Consider the following 16,822-nt stretch of genomic DNA (forward strand, 5'->3'; position numbering starts at 1 on the left):
GTTTGGAACTTAGCCAAAAAAGGTGTGTCGGATAAATAGGTCGTGTTGATTTTTGCTGGTTAAATTTGCAGTGGTGTTTGGCATTTAGACAAGGCGGTAAAGCACCATAAATACCAACTATATGCTTCCCATTAGCTGCTTTCATTAAGCAGTTATTTAATCGCTTTAATGGAGATATTTAAATCAGCAAAGTAGAACACGCCTTAGCACATAAGTGCATTTAAGCGGTTAGATAGCCGTATTGTAAATTAAAGAAGTAGTAAGAAATGAAGTGGTGCGACCACTGTGTTTTTATTAATGTTAAATTATTTTTGCATCAGCATGTTAGTTAATGTCAAACAAATTAATTAATTTTGCTATTTGAATTTAACATTTTTATTAACTATTCATTAAATGTAGATTTCACTAATGCTACAAAATTTATAATTAAAAAAGGTGAGGATATTACCGATGAAGAGACAAAAAAGAGATCGTTTAGAAAGAGCTCATTCTCAAGGTTTTAAAGCAGGTTTAGCCGGGCGCTCAAAAGAGCTATGCCCTTATCAGCAAATCGATCCTAAGTCAGAATGGTTAGGCGGTTGGCGTGAAGCAATTGAAAACCGAAACATGTATAAAACCTAATTCATCAAATAAGAATTAACGTAAAAAGGCCTCCAATTGGAGGCCTTTTTGCATACATTACTAATTTTAGAATGCGCTTGTGTCTTGAAATAAGCCCACTTTTAAATCTTTTGCTTCGTAAATTACGCGGCCATCTACTTCAACTGTGCCATCAGCCATACCCATAAATAATTTACGCTTAATTACACGTTTCATATCAAGGCGGTACGTTACTTTTTTAGCTGTAGGTAAAATTTGACCGGTAAATTTAACTTCACCCACACCTAAAGCACGGCCTAAACCAGGCCCACCAGACCAGCCTAAGAAAAAGCCAACGAGTTGCCACATAGCATCTAGCCCTAAACAACCTGGCATAACTGGGTCGCCTTTAAAATGGCAATCGAAAAACCATAGGCTTGGGTCAATATCAAGCTCAGCTACAATTTGGCCTTTACCGTGCTCGCCGCCATCAGCAGTGATTGAAGTAATACGGTCCATCATTAACATGTTGTCGCTTGGTAAACGGCAGTTACCTTCACCAAACATTTCACCTTGACCACATAGGATCAAATCTTCTTTTGTATAGCTATTTTTAGGTTCCATAACACTTATCTTCGCTTAGAAATTGCCAAGTACTTTAGCGTACACTTGTACGCTAAACAACTCGGAGCAGTTGAAAAAAACACTTTTTTGCGTGATTTATCGCCAATCAGTAGTGGCGATTGCTTTTTGCACTATAAAACCGCGCAATTACAATCAGAAATCATTATAATTACCCCTGACTTATAACCAGTTTAAAGGAAGTTTATGATCCTTTTTGTTAACTCACTAACAGTGATTGATTTTTCTTACTTATGTAACAAACGTGGCGCCGTTGGCGAGAGCTGGATTGTTGACTTAACGTTGCATGGCAAGCTAAATGAAGAGTCTATGGTGTTAGACTTTGGCTTAGTTAAAAAGCAAATTAAAGGCATAATTGACGACTGTTTAGACCACAAATTAGCAATTGCTAAAGGTTTAAATGGCACAGTACAAGAATTTGATTCGCACAAAACGCTCGATTGCACATTTGGTGATAACCACCATTTAGCCATGAGTGCTCCGCATCAAGCTTATTGCATGATAGACGCACCAGAAATTAGCGTTGAATCAGTGACTGAATTTTTAATAGACACTATTTTACCAAAACTGCCAGGAAACATTGAAAAAATTGAGTTGTCGCTTAAACCAGAGCACAGCCAAAGTTTTTATTATCATTACAGCCATGGCCTTAAAAAGCACGATGGCAACTGTCAGCGTATTATTCATGGCCATCGCTCGCAAATTGGTATTAGTTTAGATGGTATGTCTATGCCACGCTTACAAAAGCAATGGGCAGAAAAATGGCAAGATATTTATTTAGCCACGGCTGAGGATCAAATCGCTGCAAGCGAATTAAAACACATAAGCGCTAAAAACGATGATGTGTGTTTTGCTTATACCGCTGCACAAGGTTACTTTGAAATGGCGATAAGCGAGTCACGCTGTGACATTTTACCTGTTGATACAACGGTAGAATGTATTGCTCAACACCTTGCTGAGCAAGTTAAGGCAGAATACCCAGACAAAGACGTAAAAATTATCGCATATGAAGGCGTAGGAAAGGGATCGATTAGTTATGCTTAAAACTCTTTTAGCAACAGCGCTTGTAACCACAACTAGCTTTAGTGCATTAGCGCTTGAGCTAAAAGGGCACCTTACGCAGGGCGGCTTGGTGACAGGCAAGCTTGAAAATGTAAAGTCAGTATCGTTAGATGGTAAAACATTAAAGTTATCAGACTCTGGCGATTTTGTGTTTGGCTTTGGTCGCGACGCGAAAGCAAAACATGCCCTTACGTGGGTAGATAATAATGGTAAAACACACACGCAAGATTTAATGATCACTAAACGCGATTATAAAATTGATAAAATTACCGGTGTGGCTAAAAAGTATGTGTCGCCTCCTAAAGAAGTAAGCGCACGTATTAGCCGCGAAGCGCAAGCAATACGTAAAGCGCGCGCGGTTAACTCTGATTTACAGTACTTTTTAGACCCGGTGTTAAAGCCGGCACAAGGGCGTATATCGGGTGTTTATGGTAGCCAACGTTATTTTAACGGTGAACCGCGACGCCCACATTTTGGTTTAGATATTGCCAATAAAACCGGCTCGCCTGTTTATGCTCCGATTAGTGGCACCGTGGTGTTTGCTGACCCCGATTTATACTACTCTGGCGGTACGCTTATTATTGACCACGGCCATGGCGTTACCTCTACATATATTCATTTAAGCAAATTAGATGTAAAAGTAGGCGATACAATAACCCAAGGCGACAAAGTTGCCGAAATAGGTGCGACAGGGCGTGTAACAGGCCCACACCTTGATTGGCGTTTTAACTGGGAAGGCGAGCGCCTAGACCCAGCATTATTGATGCAAGATAAGCTTGCTAATAAAAAGTAGATACTATGACAGACATTAACCGCGATGCAATTATTGCAAAGCGTATTGAAGACTCAACGACCTCGGTTACTAAAACGGTTTTTCCTGGGCGCACTAATCATCACAACACATTATTTGGTGGCGATGCGTTAGCATGGATGGACGAGGTTGCTTTTATTGCCGCCACTCGTTTTTGCCGAAAGCCGTTAGTGACTATTTCATCTGATAGAGTTGATTTTAAAGAGGCTATTCCAGCGGGTACTTTTGCTGAGCTAATTGCTAAAGTTGTGCATGTGGGCAATACATCACTTAAAGTGGATGTGGATATTTGTTTAGAAACCATGCATAAAGATGATAAGCACTCGGCGATTTCAGGCAGCTTTACTTTTGTAGCCGTAGATGATGACCACAGACCGACACCGGTTGTGTGCGATAAAATGATTTACGGTTTTGAATAAATAAATATTAAGGCAAGCGGCCTTTAAATAAGCATCTTTATTAGGTGCTTATTTAATTATAGCAAAAGAACACATCATTCTAATTAATTGTAAAAGCAATCTTAGCAACTATAAAAATATATAGATTAGATCAGCAAAGAAGGAGTTATAAAAAAGGCATGAAATACATGCCTTAAAAATAATGAATTATACAAACTATAAGTGCAGAAGTGTTAAAGCACCATAGCCGCAATCCAACCAAATATAAGTAATGGAATATTAAAATGTATAAAGGTGGGGATCACCGAATCTCGTATATGGTCATGTTGACCATCGGCATTTAAACCCGATGTTGGCCCAAGTGTAGAGTCAGAGGCTGGAGAGCCCGCATCACCTAATGCACCCGCTGTACCCACTAAAGCCGCAGTTGCCATAATCGAGAAACCTAAATCTAAACATAAAGGAACAAATAAGGTAGCTATAATTGGCACTGTAGAAAACGAACTACCAATACCCATTGTTATCAATAATCCCACCAATAAAATAGAGGCCGCAGCGAGGGGCTTATTGCCATCAAATAATGCAGCGCCACTGTGAACTAAACTTGCTACATCACCGGTTGCTTTCATTACTGAGGCAAATCCTTGAGCCGAAATCATAATAAAGCCAATCATCGCCATCATGGCGACGCCTTTACTAAATACGTCGCCGTTTTCTTCCCACTTAACAACACCAAATACACTAAATATCATTACGCCAACAAGGCCGCCTAATATCATAGAGCCACTTAGGTTTTGTGCAACCAAGGATGAAAGCACAGCAAACAAACCCACGATCATCACTTTTTTTGGCTTCTCAATGTCGCTAGCTTTGCTTTGTGTTGTTAACGGTTGCGCTTGGTAGTCACGGCGCTTTGCGTAACTTATAAACACCGCAATAATTAACCCAACCAACATACCGCAGGCAGGAATAATCATTGCCATAGGCACTTGGGTGTTAACTATGTCTAGGCCGTTATCAACTAAGTTTTTATGCAAAATAGAGTATAAGTAAATGCCACCAAATCCATAAGGCAATACCATGTAAGAGGTAGCTAAACCAAACGTTAATATACAGGCAATGGCGCGACGGTCTAAACGTAGTTGATTAAACACAACCAGCAAAGGGGGGATTAAAATAGGTATAAAGGCTATGTGCACAGGCACTAAATTTTGAGAAGAAATAGCGCAGCCTAATATAATTAATAAAATAAAATAGCTTAAAAAGGTTTCGCTGCCAGCACCTTGTGCATTCACTTTGTTTAATAGCTTTTCGGCGAGGATACGGGTTAATCCCGATTTTGAAATAGCCACTGCAAAGGCACCTAACATTGCGTAACTTAGTGCAATTTCAGCGCCTGCCGACAAACCAGAATTAAATGCATCAACACTTTCTTTTATCCCTAAACCCGCTGTTAAACCAGCTACAAGTGCACTAATTATCATAGCTACAATGACATTTACACGTGCTAAGGAGAGCCCAAGCATTAAAATAACGCCTATAACAACCGCATTCATAGTTTTCTCTATTTTGAAGATTTAATTAATTTTATCAGATCTTTAGCCTGATTTTTACGTTCTTTAGTAAAAGGTTTTTTAGCGTAGCGCACTTGGTTAAATAAATAGCTAAATTCGCTTAAAGGTTCCGCAGCATTAGGGCTTTGCTCAGCAAAGTATATTAACTGCTGATTAGGTGAATAATGACTAGGCGCCGCTATGTCGTTTTTATCTGCCCAGTGCTTAATTACCTCAAATTCTGAAACTAACGGCGGGCGTTTACTTTTATTGCGTGGCCAATTTAAATAAATAAAGTAAGCAGCAAAGCTAAAAGCAAGCCCTAAAATAACCGCTAAAGGTACCAACCAAAGATGTTTACTACCAAAAAGTGATTTTAAAAAGTTACTTTGCTTTTCTTCGTCAAAGCCAAGTACCCAGCTGGTCCATTGGTAATCAAGGGTTTCTAGTTTTAGCCTTAACCAATTAACGGCTGCAAAGTTACTTAAACTCACTAAGCCAAAATCGAGATTACTTTTAAATTCATCATTGAGTTCTTCGTTTTGCGAAAGTGAACCATTTAACCGCTCGGGGGCGACCACCGCAGTGGCATCAAAAATCTGCCACTGATTATTAATATACACTTCAACCCAAGCGTGGGCATCGTATTGCCGAACCGATAAATAATTATTTGTTTGGTTTTTTTCGCCACCTAAATAACCGCTGGCCAAGCGCGCGGGAATACCGGCGCTTCTAAAAATATACGCTGCTGCACTGGCGTAATGGCCGCAAAAGCCGCGCTTTTTATCAAATAAAAATTGATCAATAGTGCTGTCACCGGTCATTGGCTCAGGGGTTAACGTGTAACTAAATTCTTGTTTAGAAAAGTAGCTAAGCAATGCATTATAAAAGTCGCTTTGCGAGGTGGTTGATTGTTTAAGTTTGGCAGCAAGCTTGGCTGCTTGTTGGTTTGTTTGGTTATTTAAGCGTGTGTAATAAGCGGTTTGCCAATCTGAAAGTTGCTCAGTACTCAGTGCTGCACTTGATACCTGATACTGCAAGCTTTTAGCTTGATATTGTTTTTTTCGAAGTAGCCCCAGCGCATTACTTTCAACATTTTTATTGTTACTGGTTGCGTAATCAAGCCCATATAACCATTTTTGATTAGCAGGCTCGGCAATAATAGTGTAGGTATTTTGTACTGCAATTTGTTTATTGGGATCTGCGCTTTGATTATTATATTTTAATAAATCAGATGTTTTCCACGCTTTACCATCAAAGGTATCGTGCACAAGTGCTCGCCAATAATAAGGTGAGGCGGGCGTGTCGTTATCAAAACGCGCTCTAAAAACAAGTTCATCAGAATTAGACAGCTTTGCAATATCAAACGGGTCTACCTGTTCAGAAAGCCCTGTTTTAGCAAGCTTGGGCCCAGGTAACTGCCAAAAAGCGGGCATTTTAGGTAAAAACAACAACAAAAATATAGCTAAGGGCAAAGCAATAAATAACAGCTTAGCACTTTGTTTAGAGGCTAATTTTAAACTATGAGAAGATTCAATTAAGCTCAATACAGCAAAATTGAGTAAAAATAGGGTGCTCATGGTTAAGGTGGTTATTATGCTTTGGTTAAACAAATACGCCGATGAAATAGAAAAAAACGTGAGTGTGACAATAATATGGTAATGTTTTTTTGTTTTAGCCTGCAGTAATTTAAAAATACTAGAGAGCAATAACATAGCAACAAACAATATGACTGTATCGCCTATACCTATGGTGTAAATCATTAATATTAAGGCTAATCCAGCCAAAATATTTGCAAGCCACGCGTTAGGTTTAGGGTTGTTAGTCAGTGTTAAGTACACGTTCCAAAGGCATAAAAGCGATAAAACCCCAATAAAGAGTATGGGCATATGCGATAAATAAAACGCAAATAAGCAGGCGTATATAAAGCTCATTGCTAAATTAATTGCCCGGTAATTTAATAGCTCAGCCATTATTTGCTCCGCCGTATTCGCTCAGAAGTGCTAAACACTGTGATTTATCGTGCGTATCGTTAGTTGCTTTGTAACTTGCTGAGGGCAAAATTAGTGTAAACGGCGTGTTGTTTTCGCATGCATTACACACTAAAAAGCAAAGCTGACTCAAGCGTTGCTCGGTGTTACCCGTTAGCAGGTTAAAATCAAAAACAATATCGGACTTTTTATAATCTATAAATTCTTTTACGAGTAACTGCTGCGATTTAGCATAATGTTTCCATGAAATTCGCTGCAATCCCATTTCTGGTAAATGCGTAATTAGTTCATCAAACTCTTCGCTGCCGGGCTCTTTAATACTGCCTGTTTGCGTTGTGTGTTCAAACGTACTGTTGTAAGTGTCGTTTAGTACATGCTCTGGCGCAGGGTAAACGTAAACAGAGTCATTGGGTTGTATATAACTCCACACGCTTACCAGCCCAAATGGGTAATTACTGTGTATTTTAAAACGTTCAAGGGTATATTTACCGCGGGCATTATAAGGTAGGTTAATAATTAAAGCGCTGTCTTTGGGCGTAACTTGCGTTAAGTGCTTTGCGTATTCTGAGTCACTCGAGTAGCCAAGCGATACTGATTGAGTAAGTGTAGGGGCTTTTAAAATAAATTTAACCGAGCCTTTATTTGGTGAGAAGCTGGCAAAACTTTTTATATATTGAACTTTTAGCCCTTTGGCATTTGTATAACCAAGCAGAACGGCAATAATCATCACCACAAACATTAAATAAGCCATTACCAAAATTAAGTTATTTTGATAATTAATGCCCATAACAAAATTTAAAATAGCCACAATAATAAAGTAAAAGCCGAGCTGCGAGGGCACTACATATATATTGTTATGAGCCAGCGTAATGGATTGCTTTGAATGCTTGTTTTTAAGTAGTTTATTAAGTAAACGCTTTTTTAATGCGCCTAATATACCGACCTTTTCGGCTTTTTTTCTAAATAACACGTTAAACTGGCACAGCAACGGTTTTTAAAATTTCATTTACTTGCGCTTCGCCCGACTCGTTATGCAAACCTAATCGGTGCTGGCACACACTTGCAAATACAGCTTGTACATCGTCAGGAGTTACAAACTCTCGCCCTTCAATAAATGCCCACGACTTAGCCGCTTTTGCCAGCGCCATACTTGCCCGTGGAGACAGCGAGCCTGCAAATGCTGCGCTTTGACGAGTGTGCGTTACTAATTCAATAATGTAATCGATTACAGGGCTACTTATCACAATTTGGTTAATCAAGGTTTGAATTTGCTGTAGCTGATAAGCGTCTATTCTTTGTGGTAATTGGCTGTAGTCTCGCGGTTTAATGTTTAAAATAAGTTGTTTTTCAGCCTCTTTAGGAGGAAAACCTAAACTTATGCGCATTAAAAATCGATCTAACTGCGATTCTGGAAGTGGGTAAGTACCCGACTGATAAAGCGGGTTTTGCGTGGCAATTACAAAAAAAGGATTTGGTAACGTGTACTTAGTACCATCTACTGTAACTTGCTGCTCTTCCATTGCCTCAAGCAATGCACTTTGCGTTTTAGGGCCCGCGCGGTTTATTTCATCTGCTAATACAACTTGGCTAAAAATCGGCCCCTTGTGAAATGTGAACGTGTGCTCATTAGCGTTAAATACATTGGTTCCCAAAATATCGGCAGGTAAAAGATCGCTTGTAAATTGTATACGCTGATACGACAGCCCAAGCACTGCAGCAAGTGCATGTGAGAGCGTAGTTTTGCCCATACCAGGTAAATCTTCTATCAGTAAATGTCCTTCACTGAATAAGCAGGTGAGTGCTAGTTTTATTTGTTGTTTTTTTCCAAAAATAACACTCGATAAATCGTCGATAATTGCCGTAACAGTGCTTTGCATACTGACCTTATTTTATTCGCTTAGTTCGAGGCGCTTCATAACAGAATTAACTTTTTTAGCGTTAAAAGGTTTTTCTATAAAGCCTTTAGCGCCTAATTCCCATGTGTTTTGCACGTTTTCAAGGGTGTTATGACCCGAGCACATAACAACGTGAGCGTGAGGGTAGCTATCATTAATATGTTCTAGAATATCAGAGCTTTCAGAATCAGGTAAGTCCACATCCAAAAATATGACATTGGGTGATTTTTTATCAAGAAGGGGTTTTGCAGAAAGGTAATCGTTGCTTTCTAAAATATCTTCAAAGCCTAGCTCCGTTAATATTTGGTTTAGGTAGTCACGTATTTCTTTAACGTCATCAATAATAAGTATAGGCTCAAGCGGGCGCACAAATTCCATATGTTAATTACTTCTATTTTTTATACATCTAAAGTAATTTAATTTTATGCTAAGCACTGTATAAGCTCAAGAAAGTAAATCAAAAAACAACCAATTAGCGCTTTTACGCGCCTAAACCTGCCGTATTAATTAAACGCCCATACCATTTAATTGGTTAATAAATGTTAAATAACGATCTTCAATAGCCCTCTACAGAACACTTTAAATAAGACTTTAGTCATAACTGGCAATTTTATTTTGGAATTCAAAACTATTAAACCCTTGTTTATAAATGTAAATTTTTATAAACACGATTTCATGTAAATGTTTTGTAATAAAAGATGTTGACGTTACATTATTCATTTGTGATTATGCCCATTAGCTGAGCCAATGCCCATTACGAAGTTTAAAAACACATTTAAATAAAATGCCCATTTGCTTTAGCTGCACACTGAAAATACACAACACACTAAATAGAGAGTTCATTATGTTAAATAATAAGAAAGCTAAATTTGCGCTAACTTTAGTAGCAGCAGCGTTGGCGGCGCCTGCACAAGCAGAAATGTCAGATTACTTTGACCGCCTTGACGTTAACTTTCTAGCAATGCAAAACTTTCAGTCTATACAAGCTAAAGACGGTGCATTTCGTCCTGGAGATGAAGAGCAATCATCAGGTTTTGGGCGTATTAGAGCTAACTTGATGCTTAAGTTTCATATAAATGAATACATTACTGCCGACATTGATATAGCCGAAGAGCCAAACGATTTTGGCGGCGGCGACCGTGATTTTTCGTTCCATAACGACTTTGCAGGTATTGAATTTGATTTACTTGGCTTATACGGCACACCAAACGAAAACGAAAATTTAACGCTTCGTTTAGGTAATATTGGCGCGTCTCCATTTCAGTTTAAAGGTTTTCAAGACGGCGCTGATAACCAAGGTAATGCCTTAATTGGTAACGGCATTAACGACTACGCAACCGCAGAAAACGGTGCACAATTAAGCTACACAGAAAATTTTGATAGTGGTGTGCTTCGTTCTTATAACGTGGCAGGTCACATTACTACATCAAGTTTTGGCGAAGCATTTCAAGAAGATAGAGGCTTTAATTACCGCTTACAAGGTACATTAGAGTTTGAAGGTGGCTTTAAAGTTGGCTTAAATTACTTACAAGCAAACCAAGGCGATCAACTTCGTTTTGAAAATGGCGTAGCGAGCTTAGATGGACTCACAACAACAAATTACCGTTTTGGTGATGGCGAAAACTATAACTTTTCGGCTTCTCCTTCAAGCGAACGTGATACTCACGTAGGTGTTATGCCAGGGCTTGATCAGTCTATCATTCAATTAAATTTAGCGTATCAGCCATCAGATCAAACCAGCATCATTTTAATGTTGGGTAAATCGTCTGACGATTACACCTTTGCAGACTCTGCAGGTAACGCAGTGGCAGGTATTACCTACTTTGGTACAGATGGCGTGGCAGACGAAAACGGTACCACGTTTGATTCTAACAGTGTAATTAAAGGCGAAAGCTCAGTAGAATATTACGCAGTTGAAGCACAGCAATATATCATTCCTGAAAAACTTTACGTAGCCGCGCGCTATGCAGAGTCAGAAAACACTTCCGATTTAATCAGCCAAAACGATAACACCGTTGAGCGCTTACAAGTAGCCGCAGGTTACTGGTTTACAGATTCTACACTTTTAAAAGTTGAGTATGTAAATCAAGAAGAAGGCGTAAACTCAGGCGGCCAAATTGGTCGTGGTTTTGACGGTTTCACCTCAGAAATCTCAGTTAAATTTTAAATAGCTTACTAACTTACTGTTTGGTTTAAAGGTAATTTCAGCGCTGTAAATACGTTGAAATTACTCACCGCTTTATTTACTAAGGCGCTTTACAGTTATTTTTTTAAGCGTCATTTAACATATTTATGAGGGTTAACCCGATGAAAACTAAATTATTAATGCTCGCGTGTTCAGTTATGGCTATTAACGTAGCCGCTAAAGAAACCATAACCATTGCCACTGTTAATAATGGTGACATGATCACCATGAAAGAGCTTAGCAATCATTTTGAAGAACAAAACCCAGATATTTCATTAAAATGGGTAACACTAGAAGAAAATATTTTACGTCAACGTGTAACAACCGATGTTGCCACAAAAGGCGGCCAATACGACGTAATGACAATTGGCACATATGAAGTGCCAATTTGGGGTAAACAAAACTGGCTAACTGAGCTTGATAACCTAGGTGAAAATTACGACGTTGATGACTTACTACCGGCTATTCGCAGTGGCTTAACGATAGATAACAAATTATACGCGGCCCCATTTTATGGCGAAAGCTCTATGGTTATGTACCGTACAGACCTAATGGAAAGAGCCGGCCTAGAAATGCCAAACGCGCCTACGTGGAGCTTTATTCAAAAAGCTGCAAAAGCGATGACCAATAAAGATGAAGGTGTTTATGGCCTTTGCTTACGCGGTAAAGCGGGTTGGGGCGAAAATGTTGCTTTAATTACTTCAATGGCAAATTCGTTTGGCGCTCGCTGGTTTGATGAAAATTGGAAACCACAATTTAACACCCCTGAATGGAAAGCCACACTCCAGTACTATGTAGATGTTATGAAAGAGTCTGGACCTGCGGGTTCGTCAGCGAATGGGTTTAACGAAAACCTAGCGTTATTTCAAACGGGTAAATGTGGTATTTGGATTGATGCAACGGTTGCTGGCGCATTTGTAACCAATAAAAAAGATTCTGAAGTCGCTGATAAAGTAGGCTTTGCACTTGCACCAGATAATGGCTTAGGTAAACGTGGTAACTGGCTATGGTCATGGACACTTGCAATTCCTTCTAGTAGTAAAAAATCTGATGCTGCAATGAAATTTATTAGCTGGGCTACATCAAAAGAGTACAGCCAATTAGTTGCCGATAACAAAGGCTGGGCAAAAGTACCGCCGGGTACTCGCGCATCACTTTATGAAAACGAGCAATACATGAATGCAGCACCGTTTGCACAAATAACGCTTGATTCTATTAATTCGGCCGACCCGAAAAACCCTACTGTTAAACCCGTGCCTTATGTTGGCATTCAGTTTGTAGCTATTCCTGAATTTCAAGGAATTGGTACTGCTGTTGGGCAGCAGTTTTCCGCTGCACTTACTGGGCAAATGACTGTTGAGCAAGCGCTTAACACATCACAACGCCTAGTTGAGCGCACAATGCGTAAAGCGCGCTACCCAAAATAAATAAGTAGGCGGGTAAGTTTAACGCTTACCTCGTATTTTTCGTCAGCATTAGCATGTTATCTAGTAGCCGTTTGTCGTTGTTGCTAAGGTTAATGCTGACTTTTTCAAGGTCACTGATATGGCAACTACACAGTCTCGTACGCTTGCACGCATAATGCTATTTCCTAGTGTAATTTTATTACTAGGATGGATGATAGTGCCGCTGTGCATGACACTCTATTTCTCGTTTGTAGATTACAACTTACTTATTCCTGGTGAACGCGAATTTGTAGGCTTTTTAAACTACGAGTTTTTTTTAACAGATCCCGCATTTGTTGAATCCTTTTTTAATACCCTTTATTTAGTAACGGGTGTATTAGCTATCACAATTTGTGGTGGTATCGGTTTAGCTGTTCTCCTCGACCAAGCAATATGGGGGCGAAACTATGTTCGTATTATGGTTCTCGCCCCATTTTTTGTTATGCCAACCGTATCGGCTTTGGTGTGGAAAAACATGTTTATGAACCCTGTAAACGGATTATTTGCACACTTTGCAATTTGGCTCGGGTTTGAACCTATCGACTTTTTTGCGCAAATGCCTTTGTTTTCAATCATTATTATTGTTTCTTGGCAGTGGTTACCGTTTGCAGCGTTGATATTACTCACGGCAATTCAATCCCTTGACCGCGAACAACTCGAAGCTGCCGATTTAGATGGTGCAGGGCCTTTTAGTAAGTTTTTTTACATCGTGCTTCCGCATTTATCACGCGCTGTTACCGCTGTTATTTTAATTGAAACTATATTTTTACTTTCTATTTTTGCAGAAATTTTAGTGACAACCAGTGGCGGGCCTGGGTATGCATCAACCAATATTACTTACTTAATTTACACCCAATCGTTATTACAATTTGATGTAGGCGGGGGCTCAGCAGGGGGCATAGTTGCAGTAATTATTGCCAATATTGTAGCCATATTTTTAATGCGCCTTATTGGTAAAAACTTAGAGGGTTAATCATGGCTAGTGCAGCAAATAAAAAATCAAAACTAATTTATACCCTGGCAGCATGGACCATCAGTGGGATGATATTTTTCCCAATTTTGTGGACACTAATCACCAGTTTTAAAACCGAAGCAGAAGCAATATCAGCCACACCAGCGTTATTTGCTTTTGATTGGACACTGGAAAACTATCAAGATGTGTTAGCCCGCTCGCCATATTTTGATCACTTTTGGAACTCAGTGGTTATATCACTCGGCTCAAGTTTATTGGGCTTATTAATAGCCGTACCAGCCGCGTGGTCAATGGCGTTTGTGCAAACGAAAAAAACTAAAAACCTACTTATGTGGATGCTTTCTACAAAAATGCTCCCGCCGGTAGGGGTGTTAATTCCTATTTATTTACTCTTTAGAGACTTTGCCTTATTAGATACAAAACTGGGCTTAGTTATTGTTATGACCTTAATAAACTTACCGATTATGGTATGGATGTTATACACCTACTTTAGAGAAATTCCGGGTGAAATTTTAGAAGCGTCACGAATGGATGGTGCAACTATTGGCGAGGAAATATTTCATGTATTACTGCCAATCGCATTACCCGGCATAGCCTCAACATTACTGTTAAACGTAATTTTGGCATGGAACGAAGCATTTTGGACACTCATTTTAACCGCTGCGAATGCCGCACCACTAACGGCATTTATTGCCAGTTACTCAAGCCCAGAAGGGTTATTTTACGCCAAGTTGTCGGCAGCTTCTGCCATGGCCATTGTGCCAATATTAATTCTTGGTTGGTTTAGTCAAAAACAATTAGTGCGCGGCTTAAGCTTTGGCGCAGTAAAGTAGGAGAACACACATGGGCAGCATCACACTAAAAAAAGTAACTAAAAGTTTTGATGAAGTTAACGTAATTAAACCGCTTGATTTAGAGATAAAAGACGGTGAATTTATTGTATTTGTAGGGCCATCAGGCTGTGGTAAATCAACATTACTACGTATGATTGCCGGATTGGAAGACACAACCAGCGGCACAATTGAGATTGATGGCCAAGATGCCACAAAGACGCCACCGGCAAAACGTGGTTTAGCTATGGTCTTTCAGTCGTACGCTCTGTACCCGCACATGAGTGTACGCAATAACATTGCGTTTCCACTAAAACGTGCAAAAGTAAGCCCTGCTGAAATTGAAAGTAAAATAGCAAATGCCGCTAAAATACTTAATTTAACTGATTACTTAGACCGTAAACCAGGGCAATTATCGGGCGGGCAACGCCAACGTGTAGCAATAGGGCGTGCAATTGTTAGGCAACCGTCGGCTTTTTTGTTTGACGAACCGCTTTCAAATTTAGATGCATCACTGCGTGTAAATATGCGCTTAGAAATTTCTGAGCTACACAAAAGCTTAGCTACAACAATGATTTATGTAACACATGATCAAGTTGAAGCGATGACAATGGCAGACAGAATTGCGGTATTTAATGGCGGGATTATTGAGCAAGTCGGTACGCCACTTGAGCTGTATCAGCACCCAGTAAATAAATTTGTGGCAGGCTTTATTGGTTCACCAAAAATGAACTTTATTGTAGTAGATAACGATAGCCATGCACAAACGCACAGTTTGGGTGTACGTCCTGAGCACTTTGAAATTTCAACTGAGTCAGGAACTTGGCAAGGTACTGTAGGCGTAATCGAGCATTTAGGTTCTGAAAGCTTTTTACATGTAACTATTAACGATGGCAGTACGGTTACGGTAAAAGCAGATGGCGATTGCCCACTACAATATGGCGATACAATTTATTTAAGTGCGCCTGAGCACAAGGTACATAGATTTGATAAAAATGGTTTAACGATTAAAAACCCAACAGTTTAATCCGCCGTTTTCACCCAATACTTTAGGAATAGCAAATTTACCTAAAGTATTGGTTATTAAATTAATGTGACACTTCGGCATTTTATAAATGAATGATATATTTGCAAATATTATAAAATGATTTATCGCTAAAACTAAGCGGCTTATCAAAATAAGAGGTTTATGTGGCAAAGCTATCAAATACAGAAATACGTAAGCTCGATGATGCAGCTAGAGCAGGGTGGCTCTATTATGTTGCGGGTAAAACACAAGACGAAATTGCCAAGAAGCTCAATGTATCTCGTCAATCGGCTCAACGTATGGTGGCATTATCTGTAAGCCAAGGGCTTATTAAAGTAAGGCTCGATCATCCTATTGCTAAATGTATGGATTTAGCAGAAAAAATTAAAAGCCGTTTTGGCTTAGACTCTTGTGAAGTAGTGCCTAGCGATGGCTCAGATCCAAACTCTACAGTGGGTTTAGCGCAAGCCGGTGCTGCTGAAATACAACGCCATTTAAAATCAGAAACACCGAAAATTTTAGCTATGGGTACTGGGCGCGTATTACGTGCATGTGTTGATGAACTGCCAACGCTAGATTGTAGCCAACACAAAGTAGTGGCGATGCTAGGTAACATGGCACTTGACGGGTCGGCTTCACCTTATGATGTAGTTGTTAGAATGGCCGAGCATATAAATGCAAAGCATTACCCAATGCCGCTTCCTGTATTACCAAGAAGTGTTGAAGAGAAACAGCAATTGCATTCACAACATAATATTACCAGTAACTTAAAATTGGCCACCCAAGCCGACGTAACATTTGTGGGTGTAGGTAGCCTAGGCGAAAAATCGCCATTGCATATTGATGGCTTTGTTGATGAGCAAGAGCTAAAAGAGCTACAAAATTTAGGGGCTGTGGGTGAAATGATCAGCTGGGTTTACGACAAACGCGGCCAATTAATTGACTGCACTGTAAACCAACGTGTTGCCAGTACGCCATTAAAAATTGAAGGTAATAAACAAATTTACGCTATAGCCGCCGGTGAAGATAAAGTACTTGCGATACTTGGTGCAGTTAGATCGAATATGATCAGCGGTTTAATTACTAACGAATACACAGCAGAACGTATTTTAAGTATGGATTAGCCAAGGTTGTTTTAGGTAGCTTTTTAAAATCTACGGATGATAACTGACTAACTGAGCCTTTATTTTTCAAAAAGGAAAACTAACAGGCTCATTTAAAATACCAATAAAGTTTTAATAAATTTAGGCTTTTTATAAAACGTTTTAAATAGCGCTGTAATAAAAGAGCGCCGCAATGAAAGAACGTTGATGAAAATAGCAAAACAAAAACTGCTGTGGTAAAAATTTTAAAGTAGCCAATGCTTAAAGTTCTTTGCAAGTAATATAGTTAGTAAAGTTTTGAGTGTAATGGATAATAAAAGCGTAATGA

General features: G+C 39.3%; 16 protein-coding genes. 10 read left to right on the plus strand and 6 right to left on the minus strand.

Going from position 1 to position 16,822, the window contains the following annotated elements:
• The first annotated feature begins 450 nt into the window (after positions 1–450).
• Positions 451–621 carry a ribosome modulation factor gene (gene rmf / locus CWB60_RS05715; protein WP_004586522.1) on the plus strand — a complete coding sequence of 57 codons (171 nt, stop codon included), beginning with the start codon at positions 451–453 and terminating at the stop codon, positions 619–621.
• 66 nt (positions 622–687) lie between these two features.
• On the opposite strand, the gene fabA is transcribed toward rmf, so the two are convergent.
• Positions 688–1,203, minus strand: coding sequence for a bifunctional 3-hydroxydecanoyl-ACP dehydratase/trans-2-decenoyl-ACP isomerase (gene fabA / locus CWB60_RS05720; RefSeq protein ID WP_004586523.1), 516 nt, complete (start codon positions 1,201–1,203; stop codon positions 688–690).
• Positions 1,204–1,407: 204 nt separating this feature from the next.
• Between fabA and CWB60_RS05725 the strand changes: the two genes are divergently transcribed.
• The 3 genes from CWB60_RS05725 to CWB60_RS05735 are packed head-to-tail and all read left to right on the plus strand — an operon-like array spanning position 1,408 to position 3,513.
• A complete protein-coding gene (locus CWB60_RS05725; RefSeq protein ID WP_138576318.1) occupies positions 1,408–2,265 on the plus strand; it encodes a 6-carboxytetrahydropterin synthase in 858 nt (285 codons plus the stop codon).
• Entirely contained in the window at positions 2,258–3,076 is an 819-nt protein-coding gene (locus tag CWB60_RS05730) for a M23 family metallopeptidase (protein ID WP_138576320.1), read from the plus strand. The genes CWB60_RS05725 and CWB60_RS05730 overlap by 8 nt, the downstream gene beginning before the upstream one ends.
• Before the next feature lie 5 nt (positions 3,077–3,081).
• Positions 3,082–3,513, plus strand: a complete 432-nt coding sequence (locus CWB60_RS05735; protein ID WP_029772286.1) for an acyl-CoA thioesterase — start codon at positions 3,082–3,084, stop codon at positions 3,511–3,513.
• Positions 3,514–3,725: 212 nt separating this feature from the next.
• Here the strand turns inward: CWB60_RS05735 and CWB60_RS05740 are convergent, their stop codons facing one another.
• The 5 genes from CWB60_RS05740 to CWB60_RS05760 all read right to left on the minus strand — a co-directional run bounded on the left by CWB60_RS05740 (position 3,726) and on the right by CWB60_RS05760 (position 9,309).
• A complete protein-coding gene (locus CWB60_RS05740; RefSeq protein ID WP_138576322.1) occupies positions 3,726–5,048 on the minus strand; it encodes a Na+/H+ antiporter family protein in 1,323 nt (440 codons plus the stop codon).
• Positions 5,049–5,056: 8 nt separating this feature from the next.
• On the minus strand, positions 5,057–7,018 hold the full coding sequence (locus tag CWB60_RS05745; RefSeq protein WP_138576324.1) for a transglutaminase TgpA family protein: 1,962 nt from the start codon (positions 7,016–7,018) through the stop codon (positions 5,057–5,059).
• Positions 7,011–7,823 carry a DUF58 domain-containing protein gene (locus CWB60_RS05750; RefSeq protein ID WP_417655221.1) on the minus strand — a complete coding sequence of 271 codons (813 nt, stop codon included), beginning with the start codon at positions 7,821–7,823 and terminating at the stop codon, positions 7,011–7,013. The genes CWB60_RS05745 and CWB60_RS05750 overlap by 8 nt, the downstream gene beginning before the upstream one ends.
• Positions 7,824–8,007: 184 nt before the next feature.
• On the minus strand, positions 8,008–8,913 hold the full coding sequence (locus tag CWB60_RS05755; RefSeq protein WP_138576328.1) for an AAA family ATPase: 906 nt from the start codon (positions 8,911–8,913) through the stop codon (positions 8,008–8,010).
• A 12-nt stretch (positions 8,914–8,925) separates the two neighbouring features.
• Complete coding sequence (locus tag CWB60_RS05760) at positions 8,926–9,309, minus strand: response regulator (protein WP_029772290.1); 384 nt, start codon at positions 9,307–9,309, stop codon at positions 8,926–8,928.
• A 466-nt stretch (positions 9,310–9,775) separates the two neighbouring features.
• Here CWB60_RS05760 and CWB60_RS05765 point away from each other — a divergent pair, with 466 nt between their 5' ends.
• The 6 genes from CWB60_RS05765 (at position 9,776) to CWB60_RS05790 (ending at position 16,515) form a co-directional block, all read left to right on the plus strand.
• Positions 9,776–11,098: a hypothetical protein gene (locus tag CWB60_RS05765; RefSeq protein WP_138576330.1), complete on the plus strand. Its 1,323-nt coding sequence runs from the start codon at positions 9,776–9,778 to the stop codon at positions 11,096–11,098.
• Positions 11,099–11,238: 140 nt separating this feature from the next.
• The gene (locus tag CWB60_RS05770; RefSeq protein WP_138576332.1) at positions 11,239–12,543 is read left to right on the plus strand and encodes an ABC transporter substrate-binding protein; all 1,305 of its coding nucleotides are present in this window, start codon (positions 11,239–11,241) and stop codon (positions 12,541–12,543) included.
• Between the two features lie 118 nt (positions 12,544–12,661).
• Positions 12,662–13,534, plus strand: coding sequence for a carbohydrate ABC transporter permease (locus CWB60_RS05775; protein ID WP_024033631.1), 873 nt, complete (start codon positions 12,662–12,664; stop codon positions 13,532–13,534).
• A gap of 2 nt (positions 13,535–13,536) precedes the next feature.
• Complete coding sequence (locus tag CWB60_RS05780) at positions 13,537–14,367, plus strand: carbohydrate ABC transporter permease (protein ID WP_004586533.1); 831 nt, start codon at positions 13,537–13,539, stop codon at positions 14,365–14,367.
• Positions 14,368–14,377: 10 nt separating this feature from the next.
• On the plus strand, positions 14,378–15,391 hold the full coding sequence (locus CWB60_RS05785; RefSeq protein WP_138576334.1) for an ABC transporter ATP-binding protein: 1,014 nt from the start codon (positions 14,378–14,380) through the stop codon (positions 15,389–15,391).
• A gap of 164 nt (positions 15,392–15,555) precedes the next feature.
• Positions 15,556–16,515, plus strand: coding sequence for a sugar-binding transcriptional regulator (locus CWB60_RS05790; protein WP_004586535.1), 960 nt, complete (start codon positions 15,556–15,558; stop codon positions 16,513–16,515).
• Positions 16,516–16,822: the final 307 nt, after the last annotated feature.

The organism is Pseudoalteromonas sp. S327, assembly GCF_005886415.1.
GTDB classification, from domain to species: domain Bacteria; phylum Pseudomonadota; class Gammaproteobacteria; order Enterobacterales; family Alteromonadaceae; genus Pseudoalteromonas; species Pseudoalteromonas atlantica.